Here is a 25,484-nt window from a genome sequence, read left to right on the forward strand (position 1 = left end):
CATCTGTCGGGCTATGCGGAGCAGTTATGTCTTATTTACTTGAAATGAAAAGCATCACCAAAGCCTTCGGGACGGTGAAAGCGGTCGACAACGTCAGCCTGCGGCTGAATCCCGGCGAAGTGATGTCGCTGTGCGGCGAAAACGGCTCGGGGAAATCCACGCTGATGAAGGTGCTGTGTGGGATCTACCCGCACGGCAGCTACGAGGGCGAAATCGTCTTCGCCGGAGAGGTGCTCCAGGCCACGCACATTCGCGATACCGAGCGTAAAGGCATCGCTATCATTCACCAGGAGCTGGCGCTGGTGAAGCACCTAAGCGTGCTGGAAAATATCTTTCTTGGGGCCGAACTCTCGCGCCACGGTGTGCTGGATTACGACACCATGACGCTGCGCTGCGAGAAATTGCTGGCTCAGGTGAGCCTGGCTATCTCACCGGATACGCGCGTGGGCGACTTAGGTTTGGGCCAGCAGCAGCTGGTGGAGATCGCCAAGGCGCTGAACAAACAGGTACGCCTGCTGATCCTCGACGAGCCGACCGCCTCGCTCACCGAACAGGAAACGGCCGTTCTGCTCAATATTATCCGCGACCTGCAAAACCACGGTATCGCCTGCATCTATATTTCGCACAAGCTTAACGAGGTGAAAGCCATTTCCGACACCATCTGCGTCATCCGCGACGGGCAGCACATCGGCACGCGTGAGGCAGAAGGCATGAGTGAAGATAACATCATCACCATGATGGTGGGCCGCGAACTCACCGCGCTGTATCCCAACGAGCCGCACGCGATTGGCGAAGAGATCCTGCGCGTGGAAAACCTGACGGCGTGGCACCCCGTTAACCGCCATATCAAGCGCGTGAATAACCTCTCCTTCTCGCTGCACCGAGGCGAAATTCTCGGCATTGCGGGCCTGGTGGGTGCCGGAAGAACCGAGGCCGTACAGTGTCTGTTTGGCGTCTGGCCGGGGCGCTGGGAAGGCAAAATTTATGTCGACGGTCAGCCGGTAAAAATCGACAACTGCCAGCAGGCCATTGCCAGAGGCATTGCCATGGTGCCCGAAGACCGCAAAAAAGACGGCATCGTGCCGGTTATGGCGGTGGGGAAAAATATCACGCTGGCGGCGCTCAGCCAGTTTTCCGGCGCGCTGAGCAGCCTGGACGATGCCGCAGAACAGCAGTGCATTCTTCAGTCGCTCGCAAGACTTAAGGTGAAAACGTCCTCGCCGGAGCTGGCGATAGGACGCCTGAGCGGCGGCAACCAGCAAAAGGCGATTCTGGCGCGCTGCCTGCTGCTTAATCCGCGCATTTTAATTCTGGACGAACCCACGCGGGGAATCGATATCGGCGCGAAGTACGAAATCTACAAGCTGATTAATCAACTGGTGCAGCAAGGGATTGCCGTCATTGTTATCTCGTCCGAACTGCCTGAAGTGCTGGGCCTGAGCGACCGCGTGCTGGTCATGCATGAAGGGAAACTCAAAGCCAACCTGAACAACCAGAACCTGACGCAAGAGCAGGTGATGGAAGCTGCCCTAAGGAGCGAACGCCATGTCGAAAAGCAACCCGTCTGATATCAAAGTCGCTGTTCCGACGCCCGGTGCGTTCGCAGGACTTAAATCGCTGAATCTACAAGTATTCGTGATGATTGCGGCCATCATCGTCATCATGCTGTTCTTTACCTGGATGACCGACGGCTCCTATCTGAGCGCACGTAACGTCTCTAACCTGCTGCGTCAGACCGCCATCACCGGCATTCTGGCGGTGGGGATGGTCTTCGTGATCATCTCAGCGGAAATTGACCTGTCGGTAGGGTCGATGATGGGCCTGCTCGGCGGCGTGGCGGCGATTTTTGACGTCTGGCTCGGCTGGCCGCTGCCGCTGACGATTGCGGTCACGCTGGTACTGGGTCTGCTGCTGGGGGCGTGGAACGGCTGGTGGGTGGCCTACCGGAAAGTTCCGTCGTTTATCGTCACCCTGGCGGGAATGCTGGCCTTTCGCGGCATTTTAATTGGTATCACCAACGGCACCACCGTCTCCCCCACCAGCGCCTCTATGTCCCAGATTGGCCAAAGCTACCTCTCTGATGGCGTCGGTTTTACGATCGGCGTGGTTGGGCTGATGGCGTTTGTCGCGTGGCAATGGCGGGGGCGCATGCGTCGCCAGGCGCTGGGTCTGGCCTCGCCTGCTTCTACCTCGGTGGTGGGCCGTCAGGCGCTTACCGCCGTGATTGTGCTGGGTGCCATCTGGCTGCTTAACGATTATCGCGGCGTCCCGACGCCCGTTCTGCTGCTGGCGCTGCTGCTGTTAGGTGGGATGTTTATGGCCACACGTACCGCTTTCGGCCGCCGCATTTATGCCATCGGCGGCAACCTGGAAGCCGCGCGTTTGTCCGGCATTAACGTGGAGCGCACCAAACTCGCCGTCTTTGCCATTAACGGTCTGATGGTAGCCATCGCGGGGCTGATCCTCAGCTCGCGACTGGGTGCGGGTTCTCCGTCTGCCGGTAATATTGCCGAGCTGGACGCCATCGCCGCCTGCGTAATTGGCGGAACCAGCCTCGCCGGGGGCATTGGCAGCGTGGCGGGTGCGGTGATGGGCGCATTTATTATGGCTTCGCTGGATAACGGGATGAGTATGATGGACGTGCCGACGTTTTGGCAGTATATCGTCAAGGGAGCCATTCTTTTGCTGGCAGTCTGGATGGACTCTGCCACCAAGCGGCGCGCCTGAGAACCGTATCGTGACTAATTTGGGAAAGTGAGCCATGTTTGAAAAGCGTCACCGCATTACGTTGTTATTCAATGCCAACAAAGCCTATGACCGTCAGGTGGTTGAAGGGGTTGGTGAATATTTGCAGGCGTCGCAATCCGAATGGGATATTTTCATCGAAGAAGATTTCCGTACCCGTCTGGAGAACATTAAGGACTGGCTGGGAGACGGGGTCATCGCTGACTTTGACGACCCCGTGATTGAACAGCTGCTGAGTGGCGTCGACGTTCCTATCGTGGGCGTTGGCGGCTCATACCATTCACCGGAACATTATCCCCCTGTTCACTACATCGCCACCGATAACCATGCCCTGGTCGAGACCGCCTTCCTCCATTTAAAGGAGAAAGGCGTACACCGTTTTGCGTTTTACGGTTTGCCCGCCACCAGCGGCAAGCGCTGGGCAATGGAGCGTGAGTATGCGTTCTGCCAGCTGGTTGCCCAGGAGAAGTATCGCGGCGTCGTTTATCAGGGACTGGAAACCGCGCCAGAAAACTGGCAGCACGCGCAAAACCGGCTGGCTGACTGGCTGCAAACGCTGCCGCCCCAGACAGGCATTATCGCCGTGACGGACGCCCGCGCTCGCCACGTATTGCAGGTGTGCGAGCATTTGCATATTCCGGTGCCTGAAAAGCTGTGCGTGATTGGTATCGATAACGAAGAGCTTACGCGCTATCTGTCGCGCGTGGCGCTGTCATCCGTGGCGCAGGGTACGCGGCAGATGGGCTATCAGGCTGCGAAGCTGCTGCACAGACTGTTAGACAACGAATCCCTGCCGCTCCAGCGTCTGCTGGTTCCGCCCGTTCGCGTGGTCGAGCGCCGCTCTACCGACTACCGTTCCTTAAACGATCCGGCCGTGATTCAGGCGATGCACTACATTCGCAATCATGCCTGCAAAGGTATTAAGGTCGATCAGGTGCTGGATTCGGTCGGGATTTCACGTTCGAATCTGGAGAAGCGCTTCAAAGAGGAAGTGGGTGAGACGATACATGCCGTGATCCATGCGGAAAAGCTGGAGAAAGCGCGCAGTCTGCTGATCTCCACCTCGCTGTCGATCAACGAGATTTCACAGATGTGCGGCTACCCGTCGCTACAGTATTTCTATTCGGTGTTCAGGAAAGAGTATGACACCACGCCGAAGGAGTACCGGGAACGGTACAGTGAAGTCCTGCTCTAGAAAAGAGAACGCCTTCCAGTGGAAGGCGTTTTTCATTACATGTGCGCGGCAATCAGACGCTGGTTATCCTGGTACATCGAGAACAGATAGTTGTTATAACGCTGTCCCTGAGTGGAATACCCTTTCAGCTTGTGGATCATCGCCGTAGCCGTCACTTCCTGATCCGCTTTACGCAGCTGGGCGCGTGACTTACGGAACGAGGAGTAGGCCGGGTGGGTGTTCAGGTTCACCACGTAGGCATTCACGGAATCTTTCACCGATTCAAACTGTGAATAACCCTTCACCTTGCCAGGTGCATTGGTACAACGACCTTTGGCGCACTTCATGCCAAACAGATTGTTGTTGTTGCGGGCCAGCTTCGAGGTCCCCCAACCGCTTTCGGCGGCGGCCATTGTCGCCACCATGCTGCCTGGAATGATGTCCACACGTTCTAACAGTGAGTTCCACGGCACGCGACGCGTGTTTCCGCTCCACTTCACTTTATAGCGTTTGGCGATGTCTTTCAGGCGCGTGCGCTCAGACGGCGACCAGCGGCTATCGTACTGTTTGGAGATCAGCCAGTTACGATCCGCAGTAATCGCGGCATTTTGACTTTTAATGTAAGGCATGACCGTCCGGAGAAACGCTTTTTTTCGTGGTGTCCCGGAAGGGTATTTTCGCAAATCAGGAAGTGAACTACTCTTTGCACTATTGCGAGAATACTCTTGTTTACTGCTAACCTTACTGCTTGTCGTCTTTATTACGTGGGCTTTCTTACTCGTTGTATCCGCGTGCGTCTTTGCAAGCACCTCACCTGAAAATGCCATGGTGAGTAACATGAGTATCGCGGCCCCATATCGTCGAATGGGAGTCGATATCATTAGGTCTCCTGGTCGGATATAAGCATTCCAACACCTTATTTTCTTCAAAATTTGAGAGCGGAATCTCAAATCGTACCAAAAATAGTCTTCAAGAGCACGTATATAAATAGTCCAATTCCGAAACTATGTCATTCGAAACGTGCTCATTAAAGCATCAACACTGGAAAAATGTGTGCGATATCGCAGATAACAGCCTAATTTTGCGCGGGATCACTCATCCCTTCGCGTCCTCCTGGCAGAAAGCCTAAGAGGAGGAGTTTTTCCCCTGAGCCGAATGGCACACTGGTCAAAAATGCCGCGACAGGAAAATGGAATGAAACGCACTGCATTAGCTGTTCTGATGTTACCCGCACTCGCGCATGCCGACTGGTCATCGCCGGGATTTGACGCGTTTAACGCTGAAGGTACCGGCGTCTTTACCAGCCAGGCAAAGCTTGCGAAGGGTACCCGTCCACTGACGTTGAGTCTTGACAACGCGTGCTGGCAGCCGACAGAGGCCATTAAGCTCAACGAGATGCTGTCGCTCAAACCGTGCGAAGGCACTCCGCCGCAGTGGCGGTTATTCCGTGACGGCGTTTATCAGATGCGTATTGATACGCGCTCGGGAACGCCAACCCTGATGCTGACGGTACAAAGCGCGGCGCCACAGCCTGTCGCTGACGTCACCCGCCAGTGCCCGAAGTGGGACGGTAAACCGCTTACGCTCGACGTAGCAAACACCTTCCCGGAAGGAACGGTGGTGCGTGATTTTTACAGCAAACAGACCGCGACCGTTGAAAATGGCAACGTCACGCTTCAGCCAGCCGCTAACAGCAATGGCCTGCTGCTGCTTGAGCGCGCCGAGACGGACAAACCCGCGCCGTTCAGCTGGCAAAACGCCACCGTCTATTTCGTGCTGACCGATCGCTTCGTGAATGGCGACCCTGCCAACGATAACAGCTATGGCCGCCATAAAGACGGTATGCAGGAGATAGGGACGTTCCACGGCGGCGATCTTAAAGGGCTTACCAGCAAACTGGATTACCTCCAGCAACTGGGCGTGAATGCGCTCTGGATAAGTTCTCCGCTGGAGCAGATCCACGGCTGGGTGGGCGGCGGCACCAAGGGGGATTTCCCTCACTACGCCTATCACGGCTATTACACTCAGGACTGGACGAAGCTCGACGCCAACATGGGCAGCGAAGAGAATTTGCGCCAGCTTGTCGACGAAGCGCACCGGCGCGGTATCCGCGTCCTGTTTGACGTTGTCATGAACCACGCGGGCTATGCGACGCTTGCCGATATGCAGGAGTATCAGTTTGGCGCGTTGTATTTGCAGGGGGATGAGCTGAAGAAAACGCTCGGCGAACGCTGGACTGACTGGAAGCCAGGCGCGGGTCAAAGCTGGCACAGCTTCAACGATTACATCAACTTCAGTGATAAAGCCGCATGGGAAAAATGGTGGGGAAAAAAATGGATCCGCACCGATATCGGCGATTATGACAACCCCGGCTTTGACGATTTAACGATGTCCCTGGCGTTTCTACCGGATCTGAAAACGGAATCTAAGATTCCGTCAGGTTTGCCGAACTTTTATCAACACAAACCCGACACCAACGCGAAAGTGATGACGAACTTCACGCCGCGAGATTACCTGACCCACTGGCTCAGCCAGTGGGTACGTGACTACGGCATCGACGGTTTCCGGGTCGATACCGCTAAACACGTTGAGCCTGAAGCCTGGCAGCAGCTGAAGGAGCAGGCCAGCCAGGCGCTGGTCGCGTGGAAAGCCGCCAACCCGGACAAAAAACTCGACGATGCGCCATTCTGGATGACCGGTGAATCCTGGGGTCACGGCGTGATGCAGAGCGATTATTATCGCCACGGCTTTGATGCGATGATCAATTTTGACTATCAGGAGCAGGCGGCGAAAGCGGTGGACTGTCTGGCGGATATGGATCTGACCTGGCAGCAAATGGCCGAAAAACTGCAAAGCTTTAATGTGCTGAGCTATCTCTCCTCCCACGATACGCGACTGTTCCGTGAAGGAGGCCAGCGCGCCGCTGAGCTACTGCTGCTGGCGCCGGGAAGCGTGCAAATCTATTACGGCGATGAATCAGAGCGTCCATTTGGTCCGACGGGGTCCGATCCGCTACAGGGAACCCGTTCGGATATGAACTGGCAGGACGTAACGGGTAAACAGGCGTTAACTGTCGCCCACTGGCAGCTTCTGGGGCAGTTCCGCGCCCGTCATCCGGCAATGGGTGAAGGCAAGCAAACCACGCTGTCGCTGAAAGAGGGGTACGGATTTGTACGCGAGCATAAGGGCGATAAGGTGATGGTGGTGTGGGCGGGTAATCAGTAGAACAATTCACTACATGAATCCTGCTCCGCCATACAAAACAACAAATCCGACCACATCCGCCGATTTGCACCAACACGGTGCTGGCGTTATGGTTACTGCCTTTCATATTAAGCCCGACAGATCACCTGCTATGACGTTTTCACAATTCGGCGATAAATTTACCCGCCATTCAGGCATTACCCGCCTGATGGAGGACCTCAACGACGGGCTGCGCACCCCCGGTGCTATCATGCTCGGCGGCGGAAACCCGGCTCAGATTCCGGAGATGAACACCTACTTCCAGGCGCTACTGGCAGACATGCTGGAAAACGGTAAAGCAACCGATGCGCTGTGTAATTACGACGGCCCTCAGGGTAAAACAGAACTGCTGACGCTTCTGGCATCGATGCTGCGGGAAGCGCTGGGCTGGGATATCGAACCACAGAATATTGCACTGACAAATGGCAGTCAGAGCGCGTTTTTCTACTTGTTTAATCTGTTCGCCGGACGCCGCGCCGACGGCAGCACGAAAAAAGTGCTGTTCCCGCTGGCACCGGAGTATATCGGCTATGCCGATGCCGGCCTCGAAGAAGACCTGTTTGTTTCCGCACGCCCGAATATCGAGTTGCTGCCAGAGGGCCAGTTCAAATATCACGTTGATTTTGAACATCTGCATATCGGTGAAGAGACGGGCATGATCTGCGTGTCACGCCCTACTAACCCGACGGGCAACGTGATCACCGACGACGAGCTGATGAAGCTGGATGCGCTGGCGAATCAGCATGGTATCCCGCTGGTGATCGATAACGCCTATGGCGTCCCGTTCCCGGGGATTATCTTTAGTGAAGCGCGTCCGCTGTGGAACCCGAACATCATCCTCTGCATGAGCCTTTCCAAGCTGGGCCTGCCGGGCAGCCGCTGCGGTATCATTATCGCCAACGAAAAGATCATTACCGCCATTACTAACATGAACGGCATTATCAGCCTTTCGCCTGGCGGGATCGGCCCGGCGATGATGTGCGAGATGATCAGACGCAACGACCTGCTGCGCCTGTCGAATGAGGTGATCAAGCCGTTTTACGCTCAGCGCGTTCAGGAAACCATCGCCATTCTTCGCCGCTACTTACCGGAAGAACGCTGCCTGATCCATAAACCGGAAGGGGCAATTTTCCTGTGGCTGTGGTTTAAGGATCTACCCATTACGACAGAACTGCTTTATCAGCGCCTGAAAAAGCGTGGCGTGCTGATGGTGCCGGGAGATTACTTCTTCCCGGGGCTGGATAAGCCGTGGCCGCACACGCACCAGTGCATGCGCATGAACTACGTCCCGGACCCGGAAAAAATCGAAGCGGGAGTGAAAATTCTCGCCGAAGAGATCGAGAACGCCTGGCACGAGGCGGGTTAATAAGACCTCAGGCCAGATTACGCACCCGTTCCGCGCGTAATCTGGCGGGATCGATGCAGCGCAGCGCGTGGGTAGGACAGGCTTCAACGCAGGCTGGCCCACCCTCGCGATGCGCGCACAAATCACATTTCAGCGCCTGAACGCGACCTTCCACGACCCGAACCTGCATTGCCCCGAACGGGCACGCCACCATACAGCTTTTGCAGCCGATACAGCGCGATTGCTCAACGAGCCAGGCTCCCGCAGCGCGGCGAATGGCCTGCGTCGGGCAGACATTGGCGCAGGGCGCATCTTCACACTGATGGCAACCTACAGCCGTGGTGAAAGCGTTCCCCTTAACCACCCGGATCCGCGACGTAAACGCGTCTGGCGCGGCGGTGCTTTCATGCGACATCATGCACGCCACCTCGCAGGTGCGGCATCCGATGCATTTTTCAGGATCCGCCATGATAAATCGGTTCATGGATAACGCCTCGCGCAGGTTAAAAGTCAGTCCGTTAAATTATCGTTAGCGCATCATACCTTGCGTGCGAAGCGTTAAGGATGCTGTGGGTCAAAGAGCGGGCGCGGATACTTTTAGCTTAGGGTAAATGCGGATATGTGTGGATGAAGGCTGATTAACTGTGGCCTGTTGCCCTCACCCCAACCCTCTCCCACGGGAGAGGGAGAACGTTAAGGCAGTACACGCCGTGCTGCCTCTGCAAGAAAAGCACTTCGGTTAGTAAATTGTGGATGCTCGCTGACAAAGGAATCAATCTTCACCAGCAAACGGCGAGGTATCGTAATATTGATGCGCTCTACTTTGCCTTCAAACTGTTTCATATTGATATCCACCAGCAACCATTGTCCGCCAATGAAATCCTCCGGATGACTTGCCAGATGCGCTTCAACCATACCCGGAAATGGCAACATTTCATCCATTTCAAACAACGCTTCAAAATGGGCAGTTAATGCATCACGTGCGTCCTGAAAAGCATCATCCAGTGAATCCCCCGCAAAAAAACACCCCGGAACGTCAGGAAAGAAACCACTGGCGCTACCGTCGGAATCAGAATGAATGTAAGCCGGATAAAACATAACTACTCCTGATATCAGTGTTTAATTCCCGCCTGTCGCCAGATTTGTGCGAGAGTGCCTGGTTTAATGTCCTTTTTAGGATGTGGGACGGTAACCAATCCTTTTTGCACTGGATGGCGAAACTGATGATGGCTTCCCTTCGTTCTTACACATTTCCAGCCATGGCTAACCAGAACAGTAATGATATCCGCACTTTTCACATCCCAATCCTTCCCTGATTATACACATGATACACACCATCGCTACTGGGTTGAATGAGACTACCGCATTAAAAACGGCAGCGCAGCCAGACTTTAGCGAAACAGGAAGAGGCATCGAGAAAAGAAGAGGGAAGATTGTCATGTTGCAAATAAAAATGCGGCCACTATCGTAGGCCGGGTAAGGCGAAGCCGCCACCCGGCTTTAACCCGGCTCAGGCCGCTCGGGACGGCCTGAGCCGGAAGTTTAAAACAGCCCCAGCGGTTTTTCGGAGTAGCTGACCAACAGACATTTCGTTTGCTGGTAGTGCTCCAGCATCATCTTATGGGTTTCACGCCCGATGCCCGACTGCTTGTAGCCGCCAAACGCCGCATGAGCTGGATAGGCGTGATAGCAGTTGGTCCACACGCGACCGGCCTGAATGCCGCGGCCCATTTTGTAGGCCAGATTACCGTTACGGCTCCAGACGCCCGCCCCCAGGCCATACTGCGTGTCGTTGGCGAGCTCCAGCGCCTCGTCCATGGTTTTAAACGTCGTGACCGCCAGCACCGGCCCAAAAATTTCCTCCTGGAATACACGCATGTTGTTCTGACCGAACAGGATGGTCGGCTCAAGGTAGTAGCCCTCCTGTAAATCGCCGCCCAGTACCTTACGGCGTCCGCCGGTCAGCACATCGGCCCCCTCTTTTTTACCGATATCGATATAGTTGAGGATGGTTTCCAGCTGGCCATGCGATACCTGTGCCCCCATCTGGGTGACGTTATCCAGCGGGTTACCGCTGCGGATCGACTCCACGCGCCGGATCGCCCGCTCCATAAAGCGCTCATAAATGGATTCCTGCACCAGCGCGCGGCTCGGGCAGGTACAGACTTCACCCTGGTTGAACGCGAACAGCGCAAACCCTTCCAGCGCTTTGTCGAAGAAGGCATCCTCTTCATCCATTACGTCGGCAAAGAAGATGTTCGGCGATTTGCCGCCCAGCTCGAGCGTGACCGGAATGATGTTCTGGGTCGCGTACTGCATAATCTGCTGACCCACTTCCGTTGAGCCGGTGAACGCCACTTTGGCGATACGTTTTGAGGTGGCAAGATACTCCCCAATCTCGCCCCCGGCCCCGTTGACCACGTTAATGACGCCCGGCGGCAACAGATCGCCAATCACCTCCATCAGCAGCAGCACCGAAAGCGGGGTTAAGCGCGCAGGTTTCAGCACAACGCAGTTGCCCGCCGCCAGCGCGGGGGCCATTTTCCAGCTCGCCATCAGCAGCGGAAAGTTCCAGGGAATGATTTGCCCCACCACGCCCAGCGGCTCGTGGAAGTGATACGCCACGGTGTCGCTGTCGACCTCGCTGATCCCACCCTCCTGAGCACGAATGCAGGAGGCAAAATAGCGGAAATGGTCAATCGCCAGCGGGACGTCTGCCGCCATGGTTTCGCGGATCGGCTTGCCGTTGTCCCACGTTTCTGCCGTTGCCAGCAGCTCCAGATTCTGCTCCATCCGGTCAGCGATTTTGAACAAAATGGCCGCCCTGTCCTGCACGGAGGTCTGTCCCCATTTATCCTTCACCTTATGTGCCGCATCCAGCGCTAAATCAATATCCCGCTTGCCCGAACTGGCAATTTCACATAACGGCTGGCCGGTGACGGGCGTCAGGTTGGAATAGTATTCACCGTCGACGGGCGCCACCCAGTCACCACCGATAAAGTTGTCATAGCGGGGCTTGAGCTTAAGGGGAAAACCATACTCGCCAGGCTGGATACGCGATGAGGGAGGATTGTTTGTCATGACCGTCTCCTTGCAGTAGGTGTACAACAAGGGTAGTTCCGGCTGGTGATTTTCTCGCCAGCGGGTAGCAGGTTTACGAGCCGCATCACGGATTACCGTACTTTACGTTTCGTTTCTGCCGCCGGAGCCATAATTAATAGTTCAGGGGCACATGAGGAACGATGCAATGCAGCTATTTATCGGCTTTGACGTGGGTGGAACCCACATCAAACACGGCGTAATTAACGAAAACGGCGAAGAACTGACATCCGATGAATATGATACGCCGGACGATGAAAGCACCTTCAAAGAGAAGTGGAAAGCGGTGGTGGATAAGTACTGCCAGGAGCACGAGATCGCCGGCATTGGCGTGAGTTTTCCGGGACACATCAATCACCACACCGGCGAAGCGGCCAAAGCCGGGGCGCTGGACTATCTTGACGGCGAAAACCTGTGCGGACTGTTCGCACAGCTGACCGATCTCCCCGTGACAATCGAAAATGATGCCAACTGCGCGGCGCTGGGCGAGCGCTGGCAGGGCGCGGGCAAGGACTATGAGCATTTCGTCTGCATCACCATCGGTACCGGCATCGGCGGCGGTATCGTCATGGAGGGCGATCTCTACCGCGGATCGCACTACCGGGCGGGTGAATTTGGCGTGCTGCCCGTGGGCAATGAGGGCGAACCGATGCATGAAGTGGCGTCTGCCAGCGGCCTGATGAAAGCCTGCCGCCGCGCGCTGGCCGTGTCGGAAGATGAAATGCCTGACGGCGAGGAGCTGTTTAAACGCATGGACAGCGACGTGCATCTGCGCGAAGCCATTGAAGAGTGGGCACACTGTCTGTCGCGCGGTATCTACAGCGTGATCTCTATGTTCGATCCGCAGGCGGTGCTGATTGGCGGGGGCATTAGCGAGCAGGAGAAAATTTATCTCCTGCTGGATAAATACTTACAGCGATTCGAGGAGTGGGAGGCGCTCCGGGTGCCCATCCTTCCCTGCGAGCTGGGCAACCAGGCGGGAAGGCTGGGCGCGGTCTGGCTGGCTAAGCAGAAGCAGGCGCGCAGCGCTTAACGCTTACGGAAATAACTGCGCGTAGCGGAGCACATGGTCATTGCCGCGACGACGCGTAAACCCGATGCGGTTGAAGTACTCCAGGATCTGAATCGCCAGCTTGCGTCCCACGTTCAGCCGATCGCGGAAGTCGGCGGCGCAGGTCGATCCGCGCGCATGATCCAGCTCGCGGATCAGGTTCGCAAACGCCACGATCCGATCGTTGCGGTAATAACGATCTTTCACGATCGCCACAATCATGCCCTGCTGGGCCGCATGGCGCAGTACCTGTCGCATTAGCTGCTCATCGGTATGGGTTTCACGCGCCAGATCGCGTACCCACCACGGTTCATCGCCAAACAGCGCCGCCACCTTTTGCCACACCGCGTCCTGCTCGGCGGTAAAACCCGCCTTGTGTTCCGGCAGGTGCAGCCAGCCGTGATGGCTTGCGATCGCGCCGCTGGCGCGCATGTTTTCAATCAGCAGCAGCACCAGCGCGTCGTCTTCCATCGGCAACGCCATGCGCCGCAGACGCTCACGGCCCGGGCCTGGCTCATCCTGATGCTGTTCATGGTAGGTGGCCAGCGTGCTCAGCACCTTGCGCTGCCAGCGCGCCGCCACCGGCGCGTTCAGCAGGCTGTTACCGGCCTGAATAAAACCTGGCTCCTGCGTCAGAAGCCGCAATCCTTCGCCGCTGAGCTGGCGCGCCCAGGCGAACGCAGCCAGATCCACCGCACCACGTTCAAGGTGGATATCTAACGCAGACTTATCATCGCGGGCCTTCGCCAGCGCGCCCAGCCACTGTAAATACTCGGGCTTACGCTTGCCGCGACGGGGCGGATTAAGCATGACCACGCGCGCGCCCGCCAGCGTTTCTCGCGCCGAAATATCGCGCAGGACCAGGCGGTCGTTATCCGCCAGCCAGAGCGGGGAGTCGAACACCAGCTCGGCGAGATCGTTTTCCAGCAGCGACACGCGTCCGGTGATGTGGCTGGCCGCGTGGTGGATATGCAGCGGCTGCCACTGGGTCAGCGGCGTGTGGGTCTGGAGAGAGACGATCGCCCGCCCGCAAGGTTCTGGCGGCGCGTCAGCCATCAGCCAGTCGCCACGGTTAAGCTGCTCTTTCCCGGCATCCCCGGCAACGTTCAGGGCGATACGCTGCCCGGCATGGGCCCGTTCCACCGGCTGGTTTTGCGCGTGAAGTCCGCGCACGCGCATCGGTTTATTTACGCCCGTTAGCCACAGGGTATCGCCCACGTTCACTTCGCCGCTCAGCGCGGTGCCGGTCACCACCAGCCCAGCACCTTTTACGGTGAACGCCCTGTCGATCGCCAAACGGAAACGGTGATGGCTGGCATGCTCACGAGACGGGATCTGCTGCAAATGGTCGCGAAGGGCGTCGATACCGCTGCCTTCTGTCGCCACGGTGACAAACAGTGACGCATCCTTAAAACCGTATTCATCGAGCGTCGCCAGTACCTCTTTACGCACCTCATCGATACGCGCCTCATCCACACGGTCCGCTTTGGTGAGGGCGACGGTCAGCTGCGGGCTGCCCGTCAGTTGCAGGATCGCCAGATGCTCGCGCGTTTGCGCCATCACCCCGTCATCGCACGCGACCACCAGCAGAGCGTGATCGATACCGCCCACGCCCGCGAGCATATTGGACAAAAACTTCTCGTGGCCGGGCACGTCGATAAAGCCCAGCACGCGACCATCGGGCAGCGGCCAGTAGGCGTATCCCAGGTCAATGGTCATGCCGCGCTTTTTCTCTTCCGGCAGGCGATCGGCATTTACGCCCGTAATGGCCTGCAATAACGTGGTTTTGCCGTGGTCAACGTGACCGGCGGTGGCAATAATCATTTCAACATCATCTCCAGAAACCGCACTTCATCTTCCAGACAGCGTAAATCCAGCCACATGCGGCCATCACCGATACGGCCAATCACCGGCGTCGGTAATGTACGCCAGCGCGCCGACAGCGCCTCAAGCTGGCTTCCGCGTCCGTCGCGCGGGGTGAACGTCAGCGCCTCGCTCGGTAATCTGTCCACGGGCAGCGAGCCGCTGCCAATTTGCGACAAACAGGGCTCGATACGAACATCAAATTCAGGGTAGTGAGGAGCAACCTGCGGCAGTAGCGTTTCCGCGCGCGCGCGGATGGAGGCTGCATTACGGCTTAGCAAACGCAACGTGGGCAGGCGGTCAGCCAGTTTCTCCGGGTGAAGATAGAGCCGCAGCGTGGCTTCCAGCGCGGCCAGCGTCATTTTATCAGCACGCAGGGCGCGCTTCAGCGGATGTTGCTGTAGCTGCGCAATCAGCTCGCGCCTGCCGACGATGATCCCCGCCTGTGGTCCGCCCAGCAGTTTATCGCCAGAGAAACTGACCAGGCTTACGCCCACGGCAACCATTTCCTGCACCATCGGCTCTTTCGGCAGACCGTACTGGCGCATATCCACCAGCGACCCGCTGCCGAGATCGGCGATCACCGGCACGTTAAGCTCGCGCCCAATGGCAGCCAGCTCGGCTTCATCCACCGTTTTGGTGAACCCCTCGATATGGTAATTGCTGGTATGCACTTTCATCAGCAGCGCGGTGTTTTCATTCACCGCCGCGCGATAATCTTTCGCATGGGTACGGTTGGTTGTGCCCACTTCATGCAGCGAGCACCCCGCCTGGCGCATGACATCCGGAATTCGAAATGCCCCGCCGATTTCCACCAGCTCGCCGCGAGAGACGACAACCTCTTTCCCGCTCGCGGTAGCCGCCAGCATCAACAGCACCGCCGCCGCGTTGTTATTCACAATGCAGGCATCTTCCGCGCCGGTGATCTGGCAGAGCAGATCGGCCAGCGCGCGATCGCGATGCCCGCGCCCGGCGCCGTCCAGATCGTACTCCAGCGTCACCGGCGAGCGCATGGCCCGGGTGACGGCCTGTATCGCCTCTTCCGCCTGTTGTGCACGGCCCAGATTGGTGTGCAGAACCGTGCCCGTCAGGTTAATGACCGGGCGCAACGCGCTTTGCGCGCGCTCATTCAGCCTCCGTTCAACTTCCTGCTCCCACGCCATGCACCAGCCAGGAAGCGCGTTCTCAGCCTGAATATGACGGCGCGCGTCATCCTGAAGCTGGCGTAGCATGTCGACCGTTGCAGTATGGCCAAACTGCGCCAGCACCACGGCTATGCGCGGGTCACGAAGCAGACGATCGGTTGCGGGGATCTGGCTGTAGAGGGAATGATGAGTAGTCATGAATGCGCCTGGCGAGTAAATATCTTCCCCCCTCCCGACGGGAGAGGGAGTTAACATGTGGGGGGATTGTACCGCCTCCTGCCGGGAAGTGTTATAACCCGCATCAAGCCTTTGGTGGTTCGGTACGGGCAAAACTTTCGCGCTGGAAGAGCGTCTCCGCCAGCTTAACCAGCAGCGGGCGATCCACACACCACCCAGGCGAGACCCGGCGGAAATTGAGGTAGCCAATGGCGCAGGCGATGGCGATCGTCGCCAGATTCAGGCTATCGCTTAGGATTTTACCGTCGCGGATCAGCTGTTCACACCTATCCAGGCTGCGGCTGATTTTTTCTCGCTGACGCAGCAGTTCATCCTCTGACTGCTGTGCGGCGGGCCTCGCCTGCTCGCGCACGGACGTTAACGCTGCGTCCATAATGCCATCGGCCAGCGCTTCAATTTGCTTCACCGCCAGCGCCGCTTTTGGATCCGCCGGCAGCATGGCTGGCGCAACGCCAAGCAGCTCGATGTATTCCGCAATGATCGGGGAATCAAACCAGTAGTCACCCTCGTCCGTGACCAGCGCCGGAACTTTACCCAGCGGGTTGTACTGCGCAACGCCGTTCTCAGCGTTGTAGGGCTGTTCATTCACGAATTCAAATTCAATCCCTTTCTCCAGCAGGAGAATCGAAATCTTACGCACGAAAGGACTGGTATAACTGCCGATGAGTTTCATTGCTTATCCTTAATGCCCACAAAGAGGTCAGTATGGATCACGTCGTGAAAAAAGGCAGGTATGCGTATCGCATTCCTGACCTCAGGCGATACGGGAGGAATCCGTATAAAAATATTTTGTGAATCAAGTCACAATCCAGAAACAAACCGCCAACTTAGAAATGTGATTATTATCACAAAAAGCACGCCAATATGGCGCAATTTTGCGCGATGTATTTTTTTTACACACTCATTATGTGATCACCGTCACTTCATTAATCACCACACCCCCTACATTTACGTGACTGCGATCACACAAAATTTCGCTGTCTGGACAGTTGAACGATTCAGTGCCAGATTTCACAGCATCAGAACAGGGCCCGGCTACCTCTGCCGCCGCACATTAACGATAAACCTCGGGCCATAAGCCTAAGCGTAAACATAAGAAGGGGTGTTTTATGTCATCCGATTTCAAGATCAAAGTGCAAAGCTTTGGTCGTTTCCTCAGCAACATGGTGATGCCAAATATCGGCGCGTTTATCGCGTGGGGTATTATCACCGCATTGTTTATTCCGACAGGGTGGTTGCCTAACGAAACGCTGGCGAAACTTGTTGGCCCAATGATCACATACCTGCTGCCGCTGCTCATCGGTTATACCGGTGGTCGTCTGGTGGGCGGTGACCGCGGTGGCGTCGTGGGTGCCATCACAACCATGGGCGTGATCGTCGGTGCGGATATGCCGATGTTCCTCGGTGCGATGATTGCCGGTCCTCTGGGCGGCTGGGCGATTAAGAAATTCGACGTCTGGGTTGATGGCAAGATCAAGTCCGGCTTCGAAATGCTGGTGAACAACTTCTCCGCGGGCATCATCGGGATGATCCTCGCGATTCTGGCGTTCCTCGGCATTGGTCCGGCGGTTGAAGTGCTGTCCAAACTGCTGGCGGCGGGCGTTAACTTCATGGTGGCGCACGACATGCTGCCGCTGGCGTCTATCTTCGTTGAACCGGCGAAAATCCTGTTCCTTAACAACGCCATCAACCACGGCATCTTCTCCCCGTTGGGTATTCAGCAGTCTCACGATCTCGGCAAGTCCATCTTCTTCCTGATTGAAGCCAACCCGGGTCCGGGCATGGGCGTTCTGCTGGCGTACATGTTCTTCGGTCGCGGCAGCGCGAAACAGTCTGCTGGCGGCGCGGCTATCATCCACTTCCTGGGCGGTATCCACGAAATTTACTTCCCGTACGTGCTGATGAACCCGCGTCTTATCCTGGCCGTTATCCTCGGCGGTATGACTGGCGTGTTCACCCTGAGCGTGCTGGGCGGCGGTCTGGTCTCCCCTGCTTCTCCGGGCTCTATCCTGGCGGTGCTGGCGATGACGCCGAAAGGCGCGTACTTCGCGAACATCGCGGCAATCTGTGCGGCCATGGCGGTCTCCTTCGTGGCATCCGCTATCCTGCTGAAAACCAGCAAGGTGAAGGAAGACGACGATATCGAAGCGGCAACCCGCCGTATGCACGACATGAAGGCTGAATCCAAAGGCGCTACGCCGCTGGCGGCTGGCGATGTCTCTAACGACCTGAGCCACGTGCGTAAAATCATCGTTGCCTGCGACGCCGGTATGGGTTCCAGCGCAATGGGTGCCGGCGTGCTGCGTAAGAAAGTGCAGGATGCGGGTCTGACCAACATCTCCGTGACCAACAGCGCGATTAACAACCTGCCGCCGGACGTTGACCTGGTCATCACGCACCGCGATCTGACCGAGCGCGCCATGCGTCAGGTGCCTCAGGCGCAGCACATTTCCCTGACCAACTTCCTGGACAGCGGCCTGTACACCAGCCTGACCGAACGTCTGGTTGCGGCCCAGCGCCATGAAGATAACGAAGTGAAGGTGCGCTCCAGCCTGCAAGACAGCTTTGACGAGAGCAACGCGCATCTGTTCAGACTGGGCGCGGAAAACGTCTTCCTCGGCCGCACCGCGACCAATAAAGAAGAGGCGATTCGCTTCGCCGGTGAGCAACTGGTGAAAGGTGGCTACGTTCAGCCTGAATACGTTGACGCGATGCTGGATCGTGAAAAGCTGACGCCAACCTACCTGGGTGAATCCATCGCGGTTCCGCACGGTACGGTTGAAGCGAAAGACCGCGTGCTGAAAACCGGCGTGGTGTTCTGTCAGTATCCTGACGGCGTGCGCTTCGGTGAAGAAGAAGACGACATCGCCCGTCTGGTGATTGGTATCGCCGCTCGCAACAACGAGCACATTCAGGTGATTACCAGCCTGACCAACGCCCTTGATGATGAAACGGTCATCGAGCGTCTGGCTAATACCACCAGCGTTGAAGAAGTGCTGGCGCTGCTCAACAAATAACAGCGTCTCTTCCCTCTCCCCGACGGGGAGAGGGCTAGGGTGAGGGGAAAACGTTTCTCACCCCAGCCCTCTCGGGTAAAAACATTGATGAAGGTTAATACTATGAAAGCATTACATTTTGGCGCAGGTAATATTGGTCGTGGCTTTATCGGTAAACTGCTGGCAGACGCGGGCATTACCCTGACATTCGCCGATGTGAATCAGGTGGTTCTGGATGCCCTGAACGCCCGTCATAGCTATCAGGTACATGTAGTCGGTGAAAACGAGCAGGTTGAAACGGTTTCTGGCGTGAACGCGGTGAGCAGCATTGGCGACGACGTGATTGACCTCATCGCAAACGTTGACCTGGTCACCACAGCCGTAGGGCCGGTAGTGCTCGAACGCATCGCCCCGGCGGTCGCAAAAGGCCTGGCGAAGCGTAAAGCACAGGGCATTGAAAAACCGCTGAACATCATCGCCTGTGAAAACATGGTGCGCGGCACCACGCAGCTGAAAGGCCACGTTCTTGCCGCCGTTGCAGAGGAAGATAAAGCCTGGGTTGAAGCGCACGTCGGGTTTGTGGATTCCGCCGTAGACCGCATCGTTCCGCCGTCCGAATCCGCCACCAACGATCCGCTGGAAGTGACCGTGGAAACCTTCAGCGAGTGGATCGTCGATAAAACCCAGTTCAAGGGCGCGCTGCCGACCATTCCGGGAATGGAACTCACTGATAACCTGATGGCATTTGTCGAACGTAAACTCTTCACGCTGAACACCGGGCATGCTATAACCGCGTACCTCGGAAAATTGGCCGGTCATCAGACCATTCGCGACGCGATCCTCGATGAGAACATCCGTGCGGTGGTCAAAGGCGCAATGGAAGAGAGCGGCGCGGTGCTGATCAAACGCTACGGTTTTGATGCTGATAAACACGCAGCATACATCCAGAAAATCCTCGGTCGTTTTGAAAACCCGTATTTGAAAGATGACGTTGAGCGCGTTGGCCGTCAGCCGCTGCGTAAGCTGAGCGCGGGCGACCGCCTGATTAAACCGCTGCTGGGCACGCTGGAATACGGCCTGCCGCACGCCAACCTGGTGAAAGGGATTGCTGCCGCGATGCACTACCGCAGCGAGCAGGACCCGCAGGCGATTGAGCTGGCTCAGCTGATTGATGACAAAGGCGCGCAGGCTGCGCTGGCGCAGATCTCCGGTCTGGACGCCAGCAGCGACGTGGTTGCGGAGGCGGTTAACGCATACAACGCAACCAAATGATGCAGAATCCGGCGCAGGTGAGCCTGCGCCCGAATAACAGATTGTCAGATATGCAGGCAACAATGGAACAAACCCAGGCCTTTGAAAATCGTGTGCTTGAGCGTCTGAATGCTGGCAAAACCGTACGAAGCTTTCTGATTGCCGCCGTCGAGCTGTTAACCGAGGCGGTGAACATTCTGGTGCTTCAGGTGTTTCGCAAAGACGACTACGCGGTAAAGTATGCTGTTGAACCGTTGCTGGACGGAGACGGACCGCTGGGCGATTTATCGGTACGGCTGAAGCTGATCTACGGTCTTGGTGTGCTCAACCGCCAGGAGTATGAAGACGCCGAGCTGTTAATGGCGCTGCGCGAAGAGCTCAATCATGACGGTAACGAGTATACCTTTACCGATGATGAGATCCTCGGTCCCTTCGGCGAGCTGCACTGCGTATCCGCGCTGCCTCCTGCACCTCCGTTTGATAACAGCGACCCTGAGCTGTACGCGATGCAAAAGCTGCGTTATCAACAGGTTGTCCGCTCCACCATGGTGCTTTCCCTGACTGAGCTGATTTCTAAAATCAGCTTAAAAAAAGCGTTTCAGAAGTAAGCCCGCACACATTGGTGTATCCTTCCCTGTAAATTCCCCGTTTTCAGAGTTATTTGTCATGAAAGAAGTCGAAAAGAACGAAATTAAACGCCTGAGCGACCGTCTGGATCTGGTCCGCCATCAAATGGCCGGTCTCTCCCTGGTCGATTCCGCCGAGAAATACGCCGAGCTGGAAAAAGAGTCCGTGAAGCTGGAAGCGGAAATCGAGCGCCTGCGCGAAGTGAAAGGCCAGAAGCTGAGTAAAGAAGCACAGAAGCTGATGAACATGCCGCATCGCCGCGCGATCACCAAAAAAGAGCAGGCCGACATGGGCAAGCTGAAGAAAAGCGTCCGTGGCCTGGTGGTGGTGCACCCGATGACCGAGCTTGGCCGCGAAATGGGCCTGAAAGAGATGACGGGCTTTTGTAAGACTGAATTCTGATCGCTCTCCCCTGCCCCTGCGGCAGGGGAATCTCAGTTGTAGATCAGGTTAAACGTCGCCATCGCATCCGCTTTTCCCGCCGAGACGTTCTCTTCTGTCTGAATGTAATGCGCGTCAAACCAGAAGGTCTGCGTCTGGTTATCCCCCACCTGGCCAAGCGCTGACACCTGCGGGGTGTTCCACTGCACCACCTGCCCCTGAACCGAACCGGTATTGTCACCGTAAAGCAGTTCGATTCCGACCCCGCTGGCGCTATCCTCCTGCTTCGTCAGTGCCAGTGCCCGATCGTTGGCCGGTGTGGTATCGCCAAAGAAACCCATCTTCACCGCCGTATTATTTTCGCAGGTCACCGGAATGCTGAAGCGCCCGCCTCCGGCCCGTGAGCCTGGGCCGTGAAATTCACGCTGGCTCACGCTTCCCATGGGAACAAGAATGCTGCGAGAGCCTACCGAACAGCTGGTACGCCTGACGGTGAAGCTGGCGAGATGGATCTGTACCGGTGTCGCCACGTTGGTGGCGCTGGCTTTATTTTCTCCCGCCTGCAAGATCAGCGATCCGACATTTTGCTCCTGGGAGTTGGCGTTATCATCAGGCATGGCGCTGGTCGTCGGGATTTTGTAAAACACCACCCAGAACTGCATCTTGTACGTTGAGGCGCTGGCAAAGGCGGGGTTTTGCGACGCGTCGCAAATGCGCCGGGACTCATTGCCCTCCACCGGGCTGGTGCCGTCAATATAGCGTACCGCATCGGCGCCGCAGTACTGCTGCTCACGGAACCCCAGCGCGTAGCCGATACCGTCGATCTGGGTTTTGTAAACGTGGCGCGCCGCGCCGTCTTCACCCACCACGGTACCGACGGGGTTATCCATGTCGACAAAGCCGATGCTACGCCAGGCGTCATTCCCGCCATCACAGCTGTAGAAATCCGCCCCGGTAGACTGTATCGGCGCGGAAACTGGCGTCCAGTCTGCCGTGCCGGGCGCATACCCTATAGCGTAGGGCACCTGAACGACCCATTGATCGCGAGTGGTGCGACAAGGTGAGGTCTGAGCATGGGCATGAAAACTCAGCATGCCAAAAAGCGAAAGCAGGCTCAGATAGAAAAACCAGTGAATAAAACGACGCATGATAATCCTCTAATGACACGCAAGAGACAGCGTGGCGATGCCGGGGGCCATGTGAGCCTCGCCCAGCCTGAAAGGTGTCTGGCACTGATGCTGTTCCCCGCCCTCATACCAGGTGACGCGCAGGGTGCCGCGCTCCGGTACCCCGCTCAGGTAGGCCTGACCGCCGTCAGCGACCATGCTTCGGTTTGCAGAACGGCGGTTCTGCTCCACCACTTCAGCCTGCGCGCCAAACGGCAGCGGTTCGCCGTGATAGCGCAGGGAAAACAGAACGCGATACCCAATGTGAGTTGTGTAATTGGCCAGCACCACCGCGCCGCTGGTGGGAATGAGCGTCAGACCGCTCTGCTCGACGTCGACGTTCTCGCCAAGCGTCGCCGTATCCAGATTGACGGTATTCTTGCGGTAGGCCGAGAGCGTTGGCATGACCGCGTAGCCGCGGCTGTCGGTATGGATCCCGTTGTAGCCCTCCGGCTCAACGTTCGCCGCGCCGGGCACGCGCAGCAGGGCGACGGTATCGCCCAGCGGCTGGCTGAGCGTGACGCCATACTGCGTGGCGATGACGCCTCCGGCGAGTCCAAGACTGGCGTTGCTACCGTTTCGGCTGTGGTCATAACCGAGGCTGACGTTGCCGTAGCCACCATTGTATTGCAGCGCCAGGCTGGTGCTGTCGGCCTCTCCCTCACTGGTCTTACTCTGCTGAACGCTGTAATTCAGGTTGCGGTTCGCCAGCGCGCTGCCGTTGAGTGACACCTGCTGCGTGGTCATCCCACGATTGTTGTGGTTGGCGTAGTAACTGACCGAACTGCCCGGTAGCCAGTTGCCAAGCGGAACATTGACGTTAAACGACACGGTGCGATCGGGATGCTGCTCAAGCGCTGAGTCGGTGTAGTCATATCCCGCGCCCCAGGAAATACCCCGCCAGCTGGTGTACCAGCCGATGTGGATGGTTTTATCCTGGCCGGACGTATGCCAGTAATCCTGCATCCACGCCGAGACGTTGAGGCTGCCGAACTGACCCAGCGTCTGTGAAAAAGTGACCTGCGAGCGGCTACGGCGATTATTAAGTTGCAGCTGCTGGCTGTCGGACTGATTCAGTTCGTTAAATTCGTAGTAATTGCGCGAGGCATAGCGATAGCTCGCCAGGTTGAAGGCGGTGCCGGTAGCGCTGAAATCTTTCTGGTACTGAATGCGCCACGCCTGCCCCATCGCGCTTTTGCCGTTGGGTAAACGGCTTTTTGCCAGCGTATCGTCAATGCCCAGCGAGCCGAATGCGCCAAACCCTCTGCCTATGCCGATCGCACCGGCCTGATAGTTGTTTGCCGTACGAAAGCCGCCATACACCGTCATCCTGGAGAGCAGACCGTAAAAGAAAGCGCCCTCAACAAATTCGGGGGAACGCGCATCGCTGGAGCCGGAATGAAACCGTCCGGCGTTGAGGCTGTATTTCAGGCTGCCCTGGCGTCGCATAAACGGCACCGCAGAATAGGGTTGGGTAAAAACGCGCGTCGAGCCGTCACTTTCCGTGACGGTAACCTGTAGATCGCCACTTTGCGCACCGGGGAACAGATCGTTAATGATGAATGGCCCGGCGGCCACCCAGGTTTCATAGATCACATAGCCATTTTGCGAAACGGAGACTTTAGCGAAGCTGTGTGCGACGCCGCGGATGGTGGGGGCAAATCCGCGCTGGCTGTCGGGCAACATGCTCTCGCTTGAGGAGAGCTGCACCCCGCGAAACGCCACGCTATCGAACACGTCGCCTGCGGTCCACGCATCACCTATCCGCAGCTGGCTGTTGAGGCTGCGAATATCCCGGGTCAGCCAGCTGCTCTGTGACTGGAAACGATCCCCACCCGAGTCGCTGTGGCTCCAGGCCGAGGTGTTGCGCAATCGCCACGCTCCCAGATTGACGCCATTTCGCAGGCTCAGATAGCTGGACGTCGTGACACCGCTCTGATGGCGGGCCTGGCCGCCCGACAGGCTGTAATCAACAAATGCCGCCGGGATACCATCATCCCACTGCGACTGCGGCACGTAGCCGCGGCTGCGGTGTTTCATCGCCGCCTGCGGCAGGCTGAGAAAGAGGCGCTGATGGTTGAAATCATAAGAGGTTCGCGCTGCCGGTATAAAATCGTCGAGGTGCGTGAAGGTCTCTCCCTCGTGCAACCGGGAGAATGCCGGAATCGCACTCACGTTTACCCCAAGCGCTTCCAGCAGCGATAGGCTAAAAACGGGTTGCAGGTGGCCTTTCTCATTGACGAAGGTGATCTCCTGATGCCGCTCCTCGCGTCCATTAATCTCCAGCGTTACGAGCCAGGTGCCGGGCATTTGCCCGCCCTTTTCAGAGAAATAGTGCAAATCCGCCGTTTTCTGTTCGGAAGAAGAAAGCTCCAGCGCGGCGGGATCAAAATAATCCTCGGCCATCCCGGCGCGGCTGAAGCTGAGCAGCAGCACCGAAAGGGGCGCGTAACGAAACAGGCGAAAAGGCATGGTGTTAAAGCGGCTGAGAGCGGGTGGCGGTAATGGCACCGAAATCATTAATAGCCGACCAGCTTACGCCACCGGAAGCAGCCACAGGCCATTCGCGGGTTTGACCTGGACCGATCATGCCTGGCTGCTCAATTTTATGCCCGCCGACGGTCAGCCGATAAAAAGAGACGTAATATGGCGTCGGGTTGGAGGCCTTAAGCCCATTTTCCGTCCGCGAAAATGTTATTTTCTGCCAGGCCGTGGCGGCGTCCGCTTTCAGGTTGTCCGGGCGGTAGAAAATTTTAAATTTCGATTTGACGTTAACCTGTAATTCGTTATTGCTCTCTTTAGGCTTTGGCGCAATCGCTTTAATATCCAGCCAAAATACGGATTCACGATCGGTGGGCAGCGGTGCGCCGGTATATTGAATACGCAGCGTGTTGGTCTGCTCCGGATCAAGCCTGAACAGCGGTGGCGTGACGATAAAGGGCGCGGCGTTATTTTTATCCTGCACATCGCCTTCAACCCACGACTGAATAAGGTAAGGAACCGCACTTTCCATATTAGAAACAGAAAATGCCACCTCCTTGCTGTTTTGCGGGTATACGATCCGTGTCCCACCCATTACAACGCCAGCGGAAACTGACGCAGAGCTAATCATTAATGCAGTGAGCATAATATACGATAAACGTTTCATCATTATTATCTCT

At 56.9% G+C, this 25,484-nt stretch carries 21 protein-coding genes; 10 read left to right on the plus strand and 11 right to left on the minus strand.

Annotated features, from left to right (window positions below):
* Positions 1–26: 26 nt before the first annotated feature.
* Genes DBR02_RS09550 through xylR form a run of 3 tightly spaced genes read left to right on the plus strand, consistent with a single transcriptional unit; the run spans position 27 to position 3,940 of the window.
* Positions 27–1,568, plus strand: a complete 1,542-nt coding sequence (locus DBR02_RS09550; RefSeq protein ID WP_107534189.1) for a xylose ABC transporter ATP-binding protein — start codon at positions 27–29, stop codon at positions 1,566–1,568.
* Positions 1,546–2,727, plus strand: a complete 1,182-nt coding sequence (gene xylH, locus DBR02_RS09555) for a xylose ABC transporter permease XylH (RefSeq protein WP_003860151.1) — start codon at positions 1,546–1,548, stop codon at positions 2,725–2,727. The genes DBR02_RS09550 and xylH overlap by 23 nt, the downstream gene beginning before the upstream one ends.
* A gap of 34 nt (positions 2,728–2,761) precedes the next feature.
* Positions 2,762–3,940, plus strand: a complete 1,179-nt coding sequence (xylR, locus tag DBR02_RS09560) for a D-xylose utilization transcriptional activator XylR (protein WP_063449964.1) — start codon at positions 2,762–2,764, stop codon at positions 3,938–3,940.
* Positions 3,941–3,975: 35 nt separating this feature from the next.
* On the opposite strand, the gene DBR02_RS09565 is transcribed toward xylR, so the two are convergent.
* Complete coding sequence (locus DBR02_RS09565; protein WP_071888809.1) at positions 3,976–4,800, minus strand: protein bax; 825 nt, start codon at positions 4,798–4,800, stop codon at positions 3,976–3,978.
* A 313-nt stretch (positions 4,801–5,113) separates the two neighbouring features.
* On the opposite strand from DBR02_RS09565, the gene DBR02_RS09570 reads away from it, so the two are divergent.
* Together DBR02_RS09570 and avtA are read left to right on the plus strand one after the other, a co-directional pair.
* Positions 5,114–7,144 (plus strand): alpha-amylase, encoded by a 2,031-nt coding sequence (locus tag DBR02_RS09570; RefSeq protein ID WP_107534191.1) that lies wholly within the window; start codon positions 5,114–5,116, stop codon positions 7,142–7,144.
* Positions 7,145–7,274: 130 nt separating this feature from the next.
* Entirely contained in the window at positions 7,275–8,528 is a 1,254-nt protein-coding gene (gene avtA, locus DBR02_RS09575; RefSeq protein WP_063865841.1) for a valine--pyruvate transaminase, read from the plus strand.
* Between the two features lie 7 nt (positions 8,529–8,535).
* Here the strand turns inward: avtA and DBR02_RS09580 are convergent, their stop codons facing one another.
* The 4 genes from DBR02_RS09580 to aldB form a co-directional block, all read right to left on the minus strand.
* Complete coding sequence (locus tag DBR02_RS09580; protein WP_063865843.1) at positions 8,536–8,991, minus strand: 4Fe-4S dicluster domain-containing protein; 456 nt, start codon at positions 8,989–8,991, stop codon at positions 8,536–8,538.
* Positions 8,992–9,200: 209 nt separating this feature from the next.
* Positions 9,201–9,605, minus strand: coding sequence for a type II toxin-antitoxin system HicB family antitoxin (locus DBR02_RS09585; RefSeq protein ID WP_063865844.1), 405 nt, complete (start codon positions 9,603–9,605; stop codon positions 9,201–9,203).
* A gap of 14 nt (positions 9,606–9,619) precedes the next feature.
* Positions 9,620–9,805: a type II toxin-antitoxin system HicA family toxin gene (locus tag DBR02_RS09590; protein WP_057979982.1), complete on the minus strand. Its 186-nt coding sequence runs from the start codon at positions 9,803–9,805 to the stop codon at positions 9,620–9,622.
* A 244-nt stretch (positions 9,806–10,049) separates the two neighbouring features.
* A complete protein-coding gene (gene aldB, locus DBR02_RS09595; RefSeq protein ID WP_063865846.1) occupies positions 10,050–11,588 on the minus strand; it encodes an aldehyde dehydrogenase AldB in 1,539 nt (512 codons plus the stop codon).
* 166 nt (positions 11,589–11,754) lie between these two features.
* Here aldB and DBR02_RS09600 point away from each other — a divergent pair, with 166 nt between their 5' ends.
* On the plus strand, positions 11,755–12,639 hold the full coding sequence (locus DBR02_RS09600; protein ID WP_107534193.1) for an ROK family protein: 885 nt from the start codon (positions 11,755–11,757) through the stop codon (positions 12,637–12,639).
* 3 nt (positions 12,640–12,642) lie between these two features.
* Here the strand turns inward: DBR02_RS09600 and selB are convergent, their stop codons facing one another.
* The 3 genes from selB to DBR02_RS09615 all read right to left on the minus strand — a co-directional run bounded on the left by selB (position 12,643) and on the right by DBR02_RS09615 (position 16,575).
* Entirely contained in the window at positions 12,643–14,481 is a 1,839-nt protein-coding gene (gene selB / locus DBR02_RS09605; RefSeq protein WP_107534195.1) for a selenocysteine-specific translation elongation factor, read from the minus strand.
* Positions 14,478–15,863, minus strand: a complete 1,386-nt coding sequence (gene selA / locus DBR02_RS09610) for an L-seryl-tRNA(Sec) selenium transferase (RefSeq protein WP_107534197.1) — start codon at positions 15,861–15,863, stop codon at positions 14,478–14,480. The genes selB and selA overlap by 4 nt, the downstream gene beginning before the upstream one ends.
* 103 nt (positions 15,864–15,966) lie before the next feature.
* Entirely contained in the window at positions 15,967–16,575 is a 609-nt protein-coding gene (locus DBR02_RS09615; RefSeq protein WP_107534198.1) for a glutathione S-transferase, read from the minus strand.
* Between the two features lie 436 nt (positions 16,576–17,011).
* Here DBR02_RS09615 and DBR02_RS09620 point away from each other — a divergent pair, with 436 nt between their 5' ends.
* From DBR02_RS09620 to DBR02_RS09635, 4 genes are all read left to right on the plus strand, one after another.
* Positions 17,012–18,919: a PTS mannitol transporter subunit IICBA gene (locus DBR02_RS09620; protein WP_107534199.1), complete on the plus strand. Its 1,908-nt coding sequence runs from the start codon at positions 17,012–17,014 to the stop codon at positions 18,917–18,919.
* Between the two features lie 102 nt (positions 18,920–19,021).
* Complete coding sequence (gene mtlD, locus DBR02_RS09625; protein ID WP_107534200.1) at positions 19,022–20,170, plus strand: mannitol-1-phosphate 5-dehydrogenase; 1,149 nt, start codon at positions 19,022–19,024, stop codon at positions 20,168–20,170.
* Positions 20,167–20,757: a mannitol operon repressor MtlR gene (mtlR, locus tag DBR02_RS09630; protein ID WP_063865860.1), complete on the plus strand. Its 591-nt coding sequence runs from the start codon at positions 20,167–20,169 to the stop codon at positions 20,755–20,757. Before mtlD ends, mtlR begins: the two co-directional genes overlap by 4 nt.
* Positions 20,758–20,815: 58 nt before the next feature.
* Positions 20,816–21,178, plus strand: a complete 363-nt coding sequence (locus DBR02_RS09635; RefSeq protein WP_063449976.1) for a YibL family ribosome-associated protein — start codon at positions 20,816–20,818, stop codon at positions 21,176–21,178.
* Between the two features lie 32 nt (positions 21,179–21,210).
* Here DBR02_RS09635 and DBR02_RS09640 read toward each other — a convergent pair whose 3' ends face one another.
* From DBR02_RS09640 to DBR02_RS09650, 3 genes are read right to left on the minus strand one after another with little or no spacing between them, the layout of a single operon-like run.
* The gene (locus DBR02_RS09640; RefSeq protein WP_063865862.1) at positions 21,211–22,305 is read right to left on the minus strand and encodes a fimbrial protein; all 1,095 of its coding nucleotides are present in this window, start codon (positions 22,303–22,305) and stop codon (positions 21,211–21,213) included.
* A gap of 9 nt (positions 22,306–22,314) precedes the next feature.
* Positions 22,315–24,834: a fimbria/pilus outer membrane usher protein gene (locus DBR02_RS09645; protein WP_254058667.1), complete on the minus strand. Its 2,520-nt coding sequence runs from the start codon at positions 24,832–24,834 to the stop codon at positions 22,315–22,317.
* Positions 24,800–25,474, minus strand: coding sequence for a fimbrial biogenesis chaperone (locus DBR02_RS09650; RefSeq protein WP_107534202.1), 675 nt, complete (start codon positions 25,472–25,474; stop codon positions 24,800–24,802). Before DBR02_RS09650 ends, DBR02_RS09645 begins: the two co-directional genes overlap by 35 nt.
* Positions 25,475–25,484: the final 10 nt, after the last annotated feature.

The sequence above is a fragment of the Enterobacter cloacae complex sp. genome (assembly GCF_900322725.1).
GTDB classification, from domain to species: Bacteria; Pseudomonadota; Gammaproteobacteria; order Enterobacterales; family Enterobacteriaceae; genus Enterobacter; species Enterobacter quasihormaechei.

Excerpts from the sequence above, each read along its gene's own strand:
- DBR02_RS09585 (WP_063865844.1), bottom strand. The coding sequence starts at position 9,605 with ATGTTTTATCCGGCTTACATTCATTCTGATTCCGACGGTAGCGCCAGT.
- aldB (WP_063865846.1), bottom strand. The coding sequence starts at position 11,588 with ATGACAAACAATCCTCCCTCATCGCGTATCCAGCCTGGCGAGTATGGT.
- xylH (WP_003860151.1), top strand. The coding sequence starts at position 1,546 with ATGTCGAAAAGCAACCCGTCTGATATCAAAGTCGCTGTTCCGACGCCC.
- DBR02_RS09615 (WP_107534198.1), bottom strand. The coding sequence starts at position 16,575 with ATGAAACTCATCGGCAGTTATACCAGTCCTTTCGTGCGTAAGATTTCG.
- mtlD (WP_107534200.1), top strand. The coding sequence starts at position 19,022 with ATGAAAGCATTACATTTTGGCGCAGGTAATATTGGTCGTGGCTTTATC.
- DBR02_RS09620 (WP_107534199.1), top strand. The coding sequence starts at position 17,012 with ATGTCATCCGATTTCAAGATCAAAGTGCAAAGCTTTGGTCGTTTCCTC.
- DBR02_RS09550 (WP_107534189.1), top strand. The coding sequence starts at position 27 with ATGTCTTATTTACTTGAAATGAAAAGCATCACCAAAGCCTTCGGGACG.
- DBR02_RS09570 (WP_107534191.1), top strand. The coding sequence starts at position 5,114 with ATGAAACGCACTGCATTAGCTGTTCTGATGTTACCCGCACTCGCGCAT.
- DBR02_RS09580 (WP_063865843.1), bottom strand. The coding sequence starts at position 8,991 with ATGAACCGATTTATCATGGCGGATCCTGAAAAATGCATCGGATGCCGC.
- DBR02_RS09640 (WP_063865862.1), bottom strand. The coding sequence starts at position 22,305 with ATGCGTCGTTTTATTCACTGGTTTTTCTATCTGAGCCTGCTTTCGCTT.
- DBR02_RS09635 (WP_063449976.1), top strand. The coding sequence starts at position 20,816 with ATGAAAGAAGTCGAAAAGAACGAAATTAAACGCCTGAGCGACCGTCTG.
- xylR (WP_063449964.1), top strand. The coding sequence starts at position 2,762 with ATGTTTGAAAAGCGTCACCGCATTACGTTGTTATTCAATGCCAACAAA.
- avtA (WP_063865841.1), top strand. The coding sequence starts at position 7,275 with ATGACGTTTTCACAATTCGGCGATAAATTTACCCGCCATTCAGGCATT.
- DBR02_RS09650 (WP_107534202.1), bottom strand. The coding sequence starts at position 25,474 with ATGATGAAACGTTTATCGTATATTATGCTCACTGCATTAATGATTAGC.
- DBR02_RS09600 (WP_107534193.1), top strand. The coding sequence starts at position 11,755 with ATGCAGCTATTTATCGGCTTTGACGTGGGTGGAACCCACATCAAACAC.
- DBR02_RS09565 (WP_071888809.1), bottom strand. The coding sequence starts at position 4,800 with ATGATATCGACTCCCATTCGACGATATGGGGCCGCGATACTCATGTTA.
- selB (WP_107534195.1), bottom strand. The coding sequence starts at position 14,481 with ATGATTATTGCCACCGCCGGTCACGTTGACCACGGCAAAACCACGTTA.
- mtlR (WP_063865860.1), top strand. The coding sequence starts at position 20,167 with ATGATGCAGAATCCGGCGCAGGTGAGCCTGCGCCCGAATAACAGATTG.
- selA (WP_107534197.1), bottom strand. The coding sequence starts at position 15,863 with ATGACTACTCATCATTCCCTCTACAGCCAGATCCCCGCAACCGATCGT.